Origin of the sequence: Sporosarcina koreensis (assembly GCF_001531445.1) — a bacterium.
Taxonomy (GTDB): domain Bacteria; phylum Bacillota; class Bacilli; order Bacillales_A; family Planococcaceae; genus Sporosarcina; species Sporosarcina koreensis_C.
Genome location: NZ_LQYA01000101.1, coordinates 51038 through 65301 on the forward strand (window position 1 = coordinate 51038; position 14264 = coordinate 65301).

Genomic DNA, 14264 nt, shown 5'->3' on the forward strand with positions numbered 1-14264 from the left:
CAGCTTCAATTAAGGGCTAGTATAACAAATGAAATAAGAACAATTCGTCGATTTGCGCGGTACGATCCATTCTATTTTTGTCGAATAACTGAATCATGCGTCAACAACGAGGAAAAAACAGTCCTATAGAAGAATAGAACTGTTTTCTGTATAATTTTATAGATTCGTCGGTACTTCTTCTGAAACCAGTTCTTCGTCTATCGTATTTTCCTCTTCCTCATTACTTCCATCCTCTTCAGGTGTATCACGTATTTCATCTTTTGATTCGACATCTTCCAACGGTATTTCTGACTCCTCATCGGTATCGGCATCAGGACCACTTTCTTCCTCCAGCTCCTGCTCCTCATCCACCTCTATCGTTCCATCCTCCGTCTCTCCGGCCCCTTCTGATTCTTCACCGTTACTCCCATCACTTTCAATGGATTCTTCTGGAGCAACCCCGTCTGGTATGGTGCCTTCCCCGCCTGTAGCAGGAGGGGAGATTGGCGGCGGAGGTACGATGATGGAGCTATCCAAATATGCCATCGCTTCCGCAAGAGCGGCATCCAAGTTCGCTATAATCTCCGCTTTCTCAGCAGTGAGATCGATATGCAACCCGCCAATCAGGTTTGCAGCGTACTCTTGAAGCATACTAAGGCGTAAAGCCGTCTCATCAGCTGTGAATTGCGCCAACTCTGCATCTGACTGCTGCATTTCCATTCTTATCGCTTCCCGTAATTCTTCCATGAGACGCTCTTTCTCACTTGTAATCGCTTCATCAATTTGATTGATTGAAGCGTCTCGTTTCGAATCAAACCAGCTCGTCAGCAAGCTTTGTATGTTTTGACCGGCTAATGCCTTATTCATTCCTGCGCCGAGTGCAATACTGAGCAACAATACAGCGCATATAGACAACACTTTTCTGAAGTTCGTCTCTGGAAGTTTCATATCTACTATCACTCCTATCAAGGTAAATAAGGACCCCAGTACAGCAGGTCCTTATTGTCATTAGGCAGATTTATTTATTGATACCGTCAACGATAGCTTGTAATTCACTCTCTGCTTTCAATAAAAGTGCTTTGGCGCCCATTGTAATGATTCTGTTTTGTTCAGCAATTAAAGCTTTATTCGTCGCCGTGATTTTTGTACGAAGTTCGCTGATTTTCGCATCAATAAGAGCTTTAATTTCTTCGATTGTCAATTCAGTGTTCTTGTCCAACTGGGCTTGAAGATCCTCTTTTGCATATTTAATAGTTTCCTCTAGATCTTTGATAGCATTCTTTGTAACCGCGTCTACATCTTCAACCATTTTTTTCTGTGCTTCGCTTCCAGCTGCATTTGCATGATTCTTTAAGTCTTCATTTGCATACTCCAATGCTTTCTTTCCGCTTTCATTAATCAAAGTTGCCGCGAAATTTTTCAAGTCTGTAAATTGTCCAGCAAGATAGCTTTCAATATGCGCCTTCTGTTCTTTGACAGCATCGATATGCTCTCCTGCCCTCTTATCAATGCCATCATTAGTAATATCTGTTACCTCTTGTCCTCTCGTGCTGATTTGAGTGGCAGCGTCTGTCTTCAGGCCGTTGTATTCCGCCACAAGCCCGTCAATCTTACCTTCACCATAATTGGCAATCTCTACTGCAATTCGATCACTCGACTTCCCAAACTGTGCATCGTACCAGGTTTTCAATTGTGCTCCAGCATCCGTCGCACCAAACGCAACCCCGACTCCTGATAATAAACCGAATGCGACTGTTCCTGCGATTACTTTTCCTTTAACTGTTTTCAACATGTAATTCTCTCCCTTTAGTATGTTTTTTAATGGTTTACTCATTTAATAGCTCTTCTAACATTTTTTCTACTTCCACCGTTAGTTCAGCTTCGATATTGAGCTCGTCCACATATTCATCGAAGTTATCCTGCTGTAAAGCTGCGACCGTTTCTTCTAGTTCATCGACCATCTCGGCATGTTGCATTTCAATACTCAATTGTACATCGCTCGTTTTTTCGTCAAACAAGACAGCAATCATAGCATCTAGCGATTTTTTCGATCCTGTAATGAACTGGTTAAACTCTGACAAACTAGTTACAAGTTCAACAGCCGTTAAAGACCCTACCAACCCGCTTTTCTGCTGAAACGCATCTTTGTACCAGTCAGACAAATTCTGTACTGAGTTTGACTTTGCATAAATCGTAGTTCCTGCCCCGACTAAAAATAATGCCAGAATGCCAATGATAAAAATTCTTCTCATCACTTTGCACCTCTTTAACAGATTTCCATCTCCTCCGTTCGAATGAGTGTTATATGTTTTTCGAACTATCTTAAGTATAGGTATATGTAGGTGGTACAACCTCCCTCCAAGGTGTACTCTTGAATGGCAATTTCGTTTACTACGACATACTACTTCAGTGTAAGAACCTTGACGGGTACCACTACCTTGGCAGATGCCTGTGCAAGGCACATTTATGACAATTCATTCGTATGGATAATTAAACGTAAAAAAGTCGTCTCAAATATGCAATTGTAGCTAATAAACTGAATTGTATGCTGCACAGGCACCTGTTTTTCATTCGGGCTTGGCGTAGACAATGTAGCGTTGGGGTGCGTTTCCGATATAGCGGAAGGGGTAGCATGTGGATAATGTTAGCATTTCTTCCGGAGCTGTTGATCGGATGACGGTTGTATCATTTTCGTCCACAATTTCCGTATCCACTATGGTGTAGGTAAAAGTGCCATGAAGCATTTTCACGATAATCGTGTCGCCATTTTTCAGTTTGTCCAGTCCTGTAAAGACAGTGTCCCGATGTCCTGATAATAGAATTTGATCTTTTTGCCCCGGATACACAGTGCTCGTATAATGACCGACGCCTTGCTTCAAAGCATCCTCGTCCGTCCCTTCTACAATCGGCAGCTCTTTATTGATACCTGGAATTTCTAGGATGCCAATCGTTTGTCCAATCTGAAAAGACAGCTCCGGATCGGAAGTATCTAAATCCGTTTTAGCTGTTGGGATGATTACTTCCGAATAGTCATTGCCTTGGATTTCGTTCAAAAACGCTTTTGCCTCCGCTACAGCCAGCTTTTCAGATTGCTTTATGTTCCATAACTGCAAACCTGCGTATCCGATGATGAATAAGCCAACTGCCAGAGAAAATAGAGCTACTTTTTTCAGCAAAACGTATCAGCTCCTGAAGATGTGTTGGATGAAAACAGAAAAGCCGCCGCTCCATAATCGAATCTGAGCAAGCAACTTTTCCATTTCTCACTTACGGTTTTCTATTTTTGTACTAGCTTTAACCGTCTATAATGCATCACGAGCATTAAAACAATCCCAAAAGTCACAAAAACAGATCCGAACAATACTAGATTAAATATATTTGTAGACGTGGCTGGTAGGATTGATGTTGTAGGCTTCTTCGCTGTAGAGTTGCTGTCTGACGCACCAGGCAAATTAGGTAGCATACTGGTAGATGATGACTCTGGTGGGTCAGTTTTAGTTGACGACTCAGGCGGAATGGAATCAGAATCGCTTGACGGCTCGTCTGGCGTTGTGGAACCAGGTTTGTCATCTGTTGGATCGGGAGTGGTTTCAGGTGTTTTCTCACCACCGCCGTTCCCTACTTCTCCTGGAATCGTGACAGATTCCGAATCGCCATCTTTTCCTTCAGCCGTAAAAATGAAAGCGAACAGTGAGTCAGTCCCTTGAAAGTCATTACCTAAATGCTCTGGAAAACGAATCGTGATATCTAAATTCTCCGTGCTCCCCTTTGCAAGTTTTCTTGCAGGCAATGAAGTAAATGCAGCCAATTTCCCTCGATACAATTCCTTTTCGCCGACACTGATTTCCAACATCAACTCATTGAATAGCTTTTTTTTACCATTATTTTGCACACTCATTTGGTAAACAAAATCTTTGCTGCCGGAATTTTTGACGGCAAGCGTACGTGGTGCCCAGTCCCCCGGCTTCATATCGTTGATAGCAAATAAAATATCTTGTGGCGCAAGAGTGATGTCTATTTCCTTTTGACCCGTATCATTTCCACCATCCGCAAACACACTAGTCACGGGATAGAAACAGATTCCGCTACTCAATAAAAGAAGCGGGAAAAGCAGCAATAACTTTTTCATTGCAGTGCCTCCTCGTATACTTGTAGCGATTGATTCAGGAAGAACTTTTTCCTCCGTCTCCTCCCAAAACTTCTGCTTGCTTTTTTTGAGGCAATTCGATTTGAGACAGTGCTCTCCATATTGTAAAAGCGGAATAGATCAGCAATAGGAAACCAGGGATCAGCAACAGAAATGCCCCATTCTTCGATTGCGAAAAGTTAATAAAATAACCGACATAAGGCAATGTGAAACCGGTGTACTCCGCGACTACATTGTCAGATAGAACGGGATTCATGTCCTCGGCATTATTATTGTCACCCTTTGTCCGGTAGAGGACGTTATCTCCGCTTTTAACAACCTCAGTAATCCTGTGGGTAATCAAAATATCTTCTTCCATGAACGTGATGACGTCGCCTTCTTTAAAATTGGTTTTATCTTCGGCCTTTTGCACTGCAATGATCGAGCCAGTTTTGATTCCCGGCTCCATGGACCCGGACAGTACCGTTTTTAATTGGTAACCGAAAATTTGCGGCTCCCCACCGGATGCTTTTGAAATGACCACTACAGAGGCAACACCAATCAGCAAGATCATCAGTATGGTAGATACAATGCTATTAATCCACTTCATTAGTTTTTTCGTTTTCATTTGGATCCGCCCCTGCTTTCATTATGTTTTGTTGTTGTTCTTCAGGTATACTCATCTCTTCCTCTTCCTTTATTTCAGAGCCGTCAGAACTACTTTCTATAGAAGGCTTTTCTTCAGTTTCCTTTATAGATTCATCTTGATCTTCCGGTTGTGTTTGAATGTCTTCTTCAGGGTTTTCTTGTTCTTCCTCTCCGTCGAGACCCAATTCTTCGTTGTCCTCTGTATCCTCTGCATCACTTGGCTTTTCAGTTTCCTGATCGGTTGCACTTTCATCTTCTACCGTTTCATCCGTTTTGGTTTCATCCGAGGTATTCTCGTCGATGTCGCCGCAGTCAGCAGTGGTGTCGACGATTTCAGTTTCTTCTTCAGTTTCAATTTCAGCCTCAATTTCAGCCTCAATTTCGTCATCACCACAATCAGCAATGATGTCATCGCTTAATTCTGCGTCTTTCTTATCGGACTCGCCAACTTGGTCTCCGCAGTCGACGTCATCAGCTTCGCCTGTCACCACATCGTTTTCGTCCTCTTCCTGAGGCAGGCCTTCTTCGTCTTCGCCACCGACAGATGGTTCTTCGTCTAATGATGCACCGCTTCCGACTTCTTCCTGTGGTGCTTCAACTTGTTCTTCGCCACTGCCTGGTGTTTCGTCACCTAATAATCCGTCGCTTCCGCTTTCTTCTTGTGGCGTACCAATCTGGCCTCCACCGCCGACAGGTGTTTTTCCACCTGATGATACGGCACTTCCAGTTTCTGCTTGGGGTGCATCGACTTGTTCCTTACCTCCGACAGGTGTTTCATCGCCTCCAGCTTCTCCACCTGGCTCTTGGTCTTCGCTATCAACAGGTTCACCCGGAACACTATCACTTTCAACAAACTCAGATTCCTCTTCAAGTCCAATTTCTTCCGCGCATTCCCCCGTAGCCGGAATCCATATACCTGCTGCGATCATCTGGGAAACTACTACCTGGCTACTAAGATAGGCAGATGTGTTGGATGTCATATAACTAGCGCTAAAAATTACTAAATAACATATGAGTGCCATTTTTATAGACAGAAATAGTCCATGATTCTTTTTCCTACGAGTATGTCTTCGCCTGGTTCTCAAACGGATTCCGCCTTTCAAGTTTTTATCAATGCAATCTCCTTACCTATATTCCTCAAAACATAAAAAGAGTTATATGTTGAGAAATATACATAAAGAACAAATCTGGCTGCTTAGCTTAAAAAATATAAATGAGGGAGGAGAAGGTCTCTCCTCCCGAAATATTATTTCTCTTCACCTTTTGTTTGCTTCGCATCAAATGTCCATTTCAGTTCTAAAGAATCCCCTTGGAATTCGTTTTGATCTTCTCCATTATCGACAAATTCGAATTGAACAGACAGCGTGTCAGAATCGCCAGCTTTTAAACCTCCTTTTTCTTCCAAATACGGAACAAAGATTTTATTGGCAACAGCATCTGGTGACATACCCTGTAATTGATCGAGTGTTGTATAGTAAATCACCTGGTCTAACCCAGTCCAAGGTCCTGTAATTGATTTATCATGGTTCCACATGAAGTTAACGCGGATGTGTTTTCCGAAGTCCTCTACGTTATTACCATCTGCATCTGCTACGGTGTACTCTGTTTTAAGCTCGATCTTTGAGATATCGAGTGTGCCATCATTGTTCAAAGTAAAATCTCGATTCATCCAGTCGCCCGGTTTAATGTTTGTTACATTTATAATCTCTTGAGGGCTTAGTGAAAGATCCAACGTACCTGCAGCGAACGTATTCGTGCTAGTTTCAACATCATTGAAATACGCATACGTCCCCCCGCCAATCATACTTACAGCCAAAGCGCCAGTTGCGATACCCATTGCCAATTTCTTTTTAAGACCCATTTAAAATTCCTCCAATGATTTTCATTTTTCACTTGCGATTTTGTTTTTTCGTGCAGATAAATTTGATTCTTAGAGCAGATTTGAATCAATGAACCATCTTCATAGTTTGGCAGTTGTTTTAGCTTCGAATGTTTCACTTTTTTACTGGAGTGGTTTTGAATGAATTATTTTTGCATATTTCACACCCAATCTGGGATCAGAAGTAGAATGCAATCTTCATTTATCAAAAACTCATTTCCAGTTTTGAGTGAAACTTTGTACAATCCATCTCCTCCTTTTGACCTCGCTTTATTCACTATGAAATTGGAACTGTGTTCAGTATAGACCGAGAAAAACAATTCATCCCCCCGCAAACGAGTGATTTTTGGCGCACCGGCATTCTACTTTAGGGTGATTTCTATGTTGCACTTTCGTGTCATTCAATTTTACGTTTCATTTGATAGAATGTTTGTACTAGTTCGTTTATGGAGTTTAAGTAGTATAAATCCGCTTACGCGGAACGCTCTTTTACAATAGGTGAGGAGGCTATGGAGTGATGAGAATTGTAGTGGTGGATGACCAAACGCTCGTCCGTAAAGGGGTGATTTCGATACTTTCATTGCAAGAGACGATGGAAGTATCCGGAGAAGCAAAAAACAAACAAGAAGCGCTTGTCCTCATTCAAAGTGAAAAACCGGATTTGGCTATTGTTGATTTCCATTTGGGAAAGGGTTGTGGATTGGAGGTAATTATTGAGGCAAGACAAGTAGGAGCCACCTGTAAGTTTGCGATCCTGACCTATTCAAAAGATCCAATGTCCTTCGAGCGTGCGAAGGAGCTGGATGTGGACGGTTATATCTCATTGAATGCACAACCCGAAGAACTCATCTATGCCATCCATGTGATTCAAAAAGGAAGGAAATACTACGATCCCGATATCGTCGACCTGCTTATGCAAACACAGAAAAAACCGCAAGTAGATAACAATCTTGTAGAAAAGCTCACCTCTAAGGAAAGGGAAGTTTTGAAAAAACTCGGAATGGGATTCTCGAATCGACAAATTTCCGAGAGTCTATTCATTACGGAGAATACAGTGAAAAAGCATGTCAGCCATGTCCTATCGAAATTAAACCTCGGCGATCGCACACAAGCCGCACTCTATGCAAACCAAGTAGGATTGGTATGATAGAAGCATATGTGTTATGTGACGGAAACTATAAACCATAGAATAATTGAAATCCTTCGAATCAAAAATCCGCCCACGTCTTACTGTTGTGGGCGGATCTTTCCTATTCCATTAAACATAACATCTCTGTCCGGTTATTTGGCTGAGACAGTTGAGTCAGACGTGCTTAACACGCCCCCGGTTTTTCAATCTTCTCTGAAACCATCATTCCTATTGTTTAACCGTAATCCGACCCTCCGGCTGTAAATCAAGTGTCGCTAATGTCTTCACATACTCGGTAAATATTTCAACGTCTGTCTTGGCATTCGACTCGTTGACAAGTATTTTATCATTTGTAAACATTGTATACCCGTCTCCACCAGCAAAAATGAAGTTAGGCAGTGCAACTTTATACGTCTTTTTATAATCAAGAGGTTCATCTCCTACATAGATGGAAAGAACTCGCTCACCAATCGGTTTTGAAGGTTCATATGCATAAGACAACCCAGCAACTTGTAAAAAGCCACCCCCTAACTCTTTTGATACGCCATTCTCCAATGCTAATTTAATATTTTCACCTTTAATTTCAGCTAATACCGGTTTGTTGCCAAATGGAAGAACGGAGTGTGCGTCCTTCAAGGTTAGATTCCCGGATTCAATGCTGGCACGGATTCCTCCACCGTTCATCAATCCGATATCAGCATCATAATGGTTCCTAAAGCTATCAGCGATCAGATTCCCAATATTGGTTTCTTGAAAGCGCGATTCATGATTTGCTCCATAATCCAGCTTTGTTGTCACAGTCGCAATGGTTTGTCCTAATTCCTTTTCAAGCTGTGCCTGATACTTATTCGCCATCTTCTGTAATCCCTCATGCGGTTTTACCGTTTCATTAACCTTCAAAAACTTCGTTTCAAGGGTAATTTTATCGTTCTCTTTCGTAATATCCAGTTGAATGACGGACCCTAGATTCCCTTCTGCTTTGGCTACAAAACGGTCTTCCATTTGGTAAAGAGTCGACATGTTTTCAAACTCTTCTTCCGAAAAGACGTACGAGATTTCCGGAACTTGTACTAGCAGTTCCTTGTCTTTTGTTAGTGGCTGCTGCGTATATGCGACAATCACATCGACTTCCGCCTCTTCCTGAATCGCCTCGACTGCCTGCTTAGCAGATTCAATGAGGTCAGCTTGGATCACCTCATCCGTCTGTACCGTAGTATGCATGCTGTCTGTCAAAGCAATCATTCCAATTACAATTCCATTTCGCTCTTCAATTACAAATGACGGCACATTGGCAAAAGGCTTCCCATTTGCATCAATTAAATTAGAGCTTACCCATTGGAATTCAGACTGCTCTACAAGTTCCTTGGCATTCCCGACACCTGCATCAAAATCATGCTGTCCGAAGTTTGCATAATTTATTTTCATCTCATTAAAGGCTTCTACCATTGGAAAGCCCTTGAAGACTCCCCCAAACAACGTACCTCCACCCAAATCACCACCAAATGCCACGATGGGATCACCTTTCTCTGCTCTGACAGATTCAAGGACAGTCATCAGGCGAGCAACCCCTCCCCGGTCTCCATATTGATTCACAACCGGGCTGATTTCATGGCCATCATTAAAATACAAAATTGTTGCTGATTTACGTTCATTTTTCTCTAGTGGTAGATCGGAGAAGGATGCACTGACATGGGGAACTTGACGAATCGAGAACAACAAGAGAACAGCTAAAAGTATTCGCGAAAGCATTCTTTTTCTTTTCATTTTCATAACCTCCTAGATTTTTAACCATCATAGCTCAAATACTTCTAAAGTTAAATGAAATTTACAATAACTTAACGTCAAATATAATAATAATTAAACCGGTGCCTGTGCTAGACACATTTATGACAATTCATCAAGAAACATGAATATACAAATAAAAACCAGTCATTAGCAATTATGACTGGCTTTTCTCTTTGAAAATATACAGTTATAGTTAATAAACTGAATTGCGTGCTGCACAGGCACAGGATTTACCGGTTTTACGAAACGGCATCTGCTGTATTTTCCCTTTTCAATTCGGTCATTTGATAGGGATTGAGCAGGGTGTTTATTTCATCGATTGTGAGGACTTGGTAATGAAGGCATAGCTCCTTGACCGGGATGCCCGTTTCAAATGATTCGCGCGCTATCTTCGATGACATTTCATAGCCGATGTATGGAGTGAGCGCTGTTATTGTACCAATGCTTTTATTAACGTTCTCTTGCATTTGATCGATGTTTGCAGTAATGCCACTTAGGCAATATTCCCGGAATACTTGAATACCGTTTTTCATGATTGTTAATGACTGCAATAAATTGTAAACAAGGACAGGTTCCATTACATTCAATTCAAATTGGCCAGCCTCCGATGCGAGACTGATGGTATGATCGTTGCCGATAACTTGGAAGGCAATTTGATTGAGCACTTCGGCCATGACTGGATTTACCTTACCAGGCATGATGGAGGAGCCAGGTTGTCTGGACGGAAGATTTAATTCCCCCAGACCGGCTCTTGGTCCAGATGCCATAAGCCGTAAATCATTTGCCATTTTCGAAAGATTGATCATGCATATTTTCAAAGCCGAAGATAGTTCGGTATAACTATCAGTATTTTGTGTGGAGTCAACTAGATTATCGGCGGATTTCAAGGGCAGGCCGCTAATCAAGCAAAGCTGCTCTACAACAGTTTCAATGTATCTTACATTCGCATTCAGCCCTGTACCGATTGCCGTGGCACCCATATTGACTTCGGACAGATGCGTTCTTGTTCTCCCAATACGCTCGATATCTCGTTCGATTACTCTTCGATACGCACCGAATTCTTGGCCAAGTCTTATTGGAACAGCATCCTGTAAGTGCGTCCTTCCCATTTTAATAATCCCGTCAAATTCTTTTTCCTTCACCTTTAGTTGATCCACAAGCAGTTCCATCGTATCTAGCAGCTGATTAACCAATTTATGTGTTGCAATTTTAATTGCTGTAGGGAAAGCATCATTTGTCGATTGGGACATGTTCACATGATTATTCGGACTTATCATCGTATAATTGCCTTTTTCGTGCCCCATGATTTCAAGTGCGCGGTTAGCAATAACTTCATTCGCATTCATGTTGAATGAAGTGCCTGCACCCCCTTGGATCGGATCGACGATAAACTGATCAAGCAATTCTCCATTGATTATCTCGTTTGCAGCTTCGATGATTGCCGCTCCCACATCTTCGGGCAAATCATTGACAAGAATATTCGAGGTAGCCGCGGCTTTTTTCACGATTCCTATTGCACGAATTAATTCGGGATGGATTCGCTCTTTCGTGATTGGGAAATTTTCCGTTGCTCGCATAGTTTGAATTCCATAATAAACATGATCTGGAACTTCTTTTTCTCCTAAAAAATCTTTCTCGACTCTCCCAAGAAATACGCTCATTTTTCCTTATCCTTTCCTTGCATCGTCGCCTCTTTAGTATTACTTCACAAAATTACACATAGCCAATGCCATGATGTTCATTCCAAAATTCCCCTTAACGTTTCGCGAGCAATGGCTCACTCGTTTTCCCACAACCAAGAAGACCTAAAACTGTCAGTAAAATTTTTTGCGCACCGAAATGAGCATCCGTCGGGTCAAAGTATTCTTCTAGCGTATGGAATCCTCCTGCGTCTCCTCCGCCGCCAAGTGTAACGGCTGGGATACCAAGATTAATTGGCACATTCGAATCCGTACTGGAAGCACTCTCCAAAGTTGGTTCAAATCCTAGTTCAGTTGCGGCAGCCATCGATGTCTGTACAATGTCTGCCTCAGGGCTTTGGCTGCCTGCAGGTCGATTTCCAACCAATTCGATATCCACGGTCACTTCGCCAGACTTTTCTCTAAATGAATTCTCATCAGCTGCCGCCTGCCGTAGTATGCTAAGCACCTTTCCATCAAGTATCGCTAACTCCTCTTCCGAATTGGAACGGAGGTCTATGATCATTTTTGCTGACTCCGATATCGTGTTTACCGAAGTTCCACCACTGATGACACCGACATTATACGTAGTTTTCGGCTCGGCAGGCGTCTCTAGAACAGAAATACCCGCAATCGCTCTTCCAAGCGCATGAACTGGATTCGCTGTACCAAAGCTGCCGAAGCTATGGCCACCTGGTCCCTTATATGTGACAGAATACCGTTTACTCCCCGTTGCCAAATAGGTGATCCTTTCAGGAGTCCCGGGTTCTATGGAAATGAAGCCATCGATATCATCGCGTGCAGCAAATAAGTGCTTCACCCCGCGTAAATCTCCCAGTCCTTCCTCCCCGACTGTCGCTCCAATAATCAAATCACCTTTCATTTCCAAGTCTGCAAAATTCAGCGCACGAAGGATCGTTAGGACAACTGCCAGCCCACGACCGTCATCCGCAATACCCGGTGCATAAACCTTTCCATCAATCCACTTCGCTTTAACATCGGTTCCTGCAGGAAAAACTGTATCGAGATGCGCGCAAAGTACAAGCGAAGGACCTTTCCCAGTTCCTTTGCGTATGCCGAACACATTTCCGACTTCATCCACCTGGATCTCCTGAACACCCAATTGCTGAAGTTTTTCCTTATATGCCTTTCCTCTGGTCCATTCATCAAATGTAGGTGCTTCAATTCCTGTTAACTCAATTTGCTCATTTGTCGTCGCATCATTATCTGTTTTCAAAAAATCGAGCGCTTCTTTCACTTTTTCATCTTTTGCTAGCTCTTTGACTGTCTCAACGATTTCCAATTTCAATGCATTCATAGTGACAAGTCCCCCACTTGTGAAGTATTTAGGTGATGATCAAAAACTCAACTGTATTCGTTGTCATGAAGTTAACAAGTCACCAATAAATGCTTATTGAAAAACTCTACAACTTTTGTGTTCAGCGTAATATGATTTTCAAGTTTATCTGTTTGATGACCTTCATCTTCAAAAATAAATAGCTCAACGTCTTTTTTCATTTCAAGCATTTCTTTTGTCAGTTGTTCCGCTTCACTAACTGGCACGCGCGTATCGTTCCGTCCGTGAAACACGAGTAAAGGTGCTTGTATCTTTGATAAATGATTCATTGGCGCTATTTCTTCAAAGAAATCATCGTCTTCTCCTAAATAACCATATTCGCATTCTCTTAATCTGCGACGCCAAGGGCCCGTATTTTCAAGGAATGATTTAAAGTGTGAGATTCCTACGATATTAACTCCCGCCGCCCAAAGTTCTGGGTAATGGGTTATAGCTGCAAGTACCATAAATCCACCATAGCTTCTTCCCATAATTCCAATGTTATTTCTTTCAATTCCTTTATTTGTTACAAGATCTTCTACTAAGCTTGCAAGATCAGCAACCGAGTCCATTCGCTTTCTTCGATCATCCAATTGTAAATAGGTGCGGCCATATCCCATACTGCCTCTGACATTAGGAGCAACAACTGCGAATCCTTCTGAAACTAAATATTGAATGACAGGGTTAAAGTCTTGTTTGATTTGGCTTTCGGGACCTCCATGTACATATACAACTGTCGCTTTAGGTTTTTCCTCATTTGTGTAATAAAAATAGGGAACCTCTAGACCGTCATGGGACTTGAACGTACAGATTTCAGGCTTCGTCCAAAAATGTTCGATTTCTTTCGACACGCCAAGATAAGTGGCACGTACTGCTTCCGCTTTGTCGATTGAGTAGATGAAAATATCGCCGGGCATAACAGGGCTTTTCAAGCCGAAAACAAAACGATTCTTATCTAACCAAGATATTGAATTGATAACTCCTTCAGGTACATTTTTCAATTCAGAAATCGTTTTATCTGCGATAGTATACATTTTCAGAACTGACGTCCCACCTACATTCACACTATAGACCAATGCTTCCTCATTCGGAGCAAGTGAAATTTCTTCAATATCCCATTTGGGCTCATCAACGAGCTTTTCCAGAATTTCTGGTTGATCAATCTTATATTTATAAATCGCCAGCGTATCATTTTCAAAATCGGATAAAACAAAAGAAGCCCTTTCTTGTTTCGATAATACAACCGACTTATATCGAGCAGAGACATCAGCTGGACCAATCTTGCTTTTTTCACCTGTATCGATATTTAAAATGTAAAGTGCGTTGTCAATATTTGTTTTTTGAATACTTATAATGACTTCATTGTCGCTATTGGCAACCCAACAAATCGGATTACAATTTCCGTCATATTCAAAAACCGCTTTCTCTTCCCTTGTCGCAAGATCCAGCGTAAAGATATCAAAGCATCCGCTATGGCGGCGATTACTTGAATACACTATTTTACTTTCATCTGTCGACCATCCACCGAAATTATGAAAGTATTCCGGGGAGACAACAAGTCCTTCCTGATTTCCGTCCTCGTCAATCAAATAAAATTGTTGTTTTTCATTTCCTTGAGTATCCATTCCTACGATGGAGCTCTTTCCAGATGGGGAATGAAAGACCGAGAGTATCCGATCTTCAAATTCACCAAATGGCTTGAT

At 42.0% G+C, this 14264-nt stretch carries 13 protein-coding genes; 1 reads left to right on the forward strand and 12 read right to left on the reverse strand.

Annotated elements, in window-relative coordinates; genetic code table 11:
• Positions 1–156: 156 nt before the first annotated feature.
• The 8 genes from AWV70_RS12055 to AWV70_RS12090 form a co-directional block, all read right to left on the reverse strand.
• A complete protein-coding gene (locus tag AWV70_RS12055) occupies positions 157–927 on the reverse strand; it encodes a hypothetical protein (RefSeq protein ID WP_060207377.1) in 771 nt (256 codons plus the stop codon).
• A 70-nt stretch (positions 928–997) separates the two neighbouring features.
• Entirely contained in the window at positions 998–1771 is a 774-nt protein-coding gene (locus tag AWV70_RS12060; RefSeq protein WP_060207379.1) for a hypothetical protein, read from the reverse strand.
• A gap of 34 nt (positions 1772–1805) precedes the next feature.
• Positions 1806–2231 (reverse strand): hypothetical protein, encoded by a 426-nt coding sequence (locus AWV70_RS12065; RefSeq protein WP_060207382.1) that lies wholly within the window; start codon positions 2229–2231, stop codon positions 1806–1808.
• Positions 2232–2546: 315 nt separating this feature from the next.
• Entirely contained in the window at positions 2547–3155 is a 609-nt protein-coding gene (locus AWV70_RS12070; RefSeq protein WP_060207384.1) for a class D sortase, read from the reverse strand.
• A gap of 101 nt (positions 3156–3256) precedes the next feature.
• The gene (locus AWV70_RS12075; protein ID WP_060207386.1) at positions 3257–4108 is read right to left on the reverse strand and encodes a hypothetical protein; all 852 of its coding nucleotides are present in this window, start codon (positions 4106–4108) and stop codon (positions 3257–3259) included.
• 34 nt (positions 4109–4142) lie between these two features.
• Positions 4143–4733, reverse strand: coding sequence for a signal peptidase I SipW (gene sipW, locus AWV70_RS12080; RefSeq protein WP_060207388.1), 591 nt, complete (start codon positions 4731–4733; stop codon positions 4143–4145).
• Positions 4702–5682 carry a hypothetical protein gene (locus AWV70_RS12085; protein ID WP_060207389.1) on the reverse strand — a complete coding sequence of 327 codons (981 nt, stop codon included), beginning with the start codon at positions 5680–5682 and terminating at the stop codon, positions 4702–4704. Before AWV70_RS12085 ends, sipW begins: the two co-directional genes overlap by 32 nt.
• A 317-nt stretch (positions 5683–5999) precedes the next feature.
• Positions 6000–6614, reverse strand: a complete 615-nt coding sequence (locus AWV70_RS12090; protein ID WP_060207391.1) for a CalY family protein — start codon at positions 6612–6614, stop codon at positions 6000–6002.
• Between the two features lie 535 nt (positions 6615–7149).
• Between AWV70_RS12090 and AWV70_RS12095 the strand changes: the two genes are divergently transcribed.
• Positions 7150–7779: a LuxR C-terminal-related transcriptional regulator gene (locus tag AWV70_RS12095; RefSeq protein WP_060207394.1), complete on the forward strand. Its 630-nt coding sequence runs from the start codon at positions 7150–7152 to the stop codon at positions 7777–7779.
• Positions 7780–7989: 210 nt separating this feature from the next.
• Here AWV70_RS12095 and AWV70_RS12100 read toward each other — a convergent pair whose 3' ends face one another.
• From AWV70_RS12100 to AWV70_RS12115, 4 genes are all read right to left on the reverse strand, one after another.
• Complete coding sequence (locus AWV70_RS12100; RefSeq protein ID WP_060207396.1) at positions 7990–9525, reverse strand: bifunctional metallophosphatase/5'-nucleotidase; 1536 nt, start codon at positions 9523–9525, stop codon at positions 7990–7992.
• A gap of 260 nt (positions 9526–9785) precedes the next feature.
• A complete protein-coding gene (aspA, locus tag AWV70_RS12105) occupies positions 9786–11207 on the reverse strand; it encodes an aspartate ammonia-lyase (RefSeq protein ID WP_060207398.1) in 1422 nt (473 codons plus the stop codon).
• Between the two features lie 94 nt (positions 11208–11301).
• On the reverse strand, positions 11302–12543 hold the full coding sequence (locus tag AWV70_RS12110; protein WP_060207400.1) for a M20/M25/M40 family metallo-hydrolase: 1242 nt from the start codon (positions 12541–12543) through the stop codon (positions 11302–11304).
• Positions 12544–12614: 71 nt separating this feature from the next.
• Complete coding sequence (locus AWV70_RS12115; protein WP_060207402.1) at positions 12615–14186, reverse strand: S9 family peptidase; 1572 nt, start codon at positions 14184–14186, stop codon at positions 12615–12617.
• Between the last annotated feature and the right edge of the window lie 78 nt (positions 14187–14264).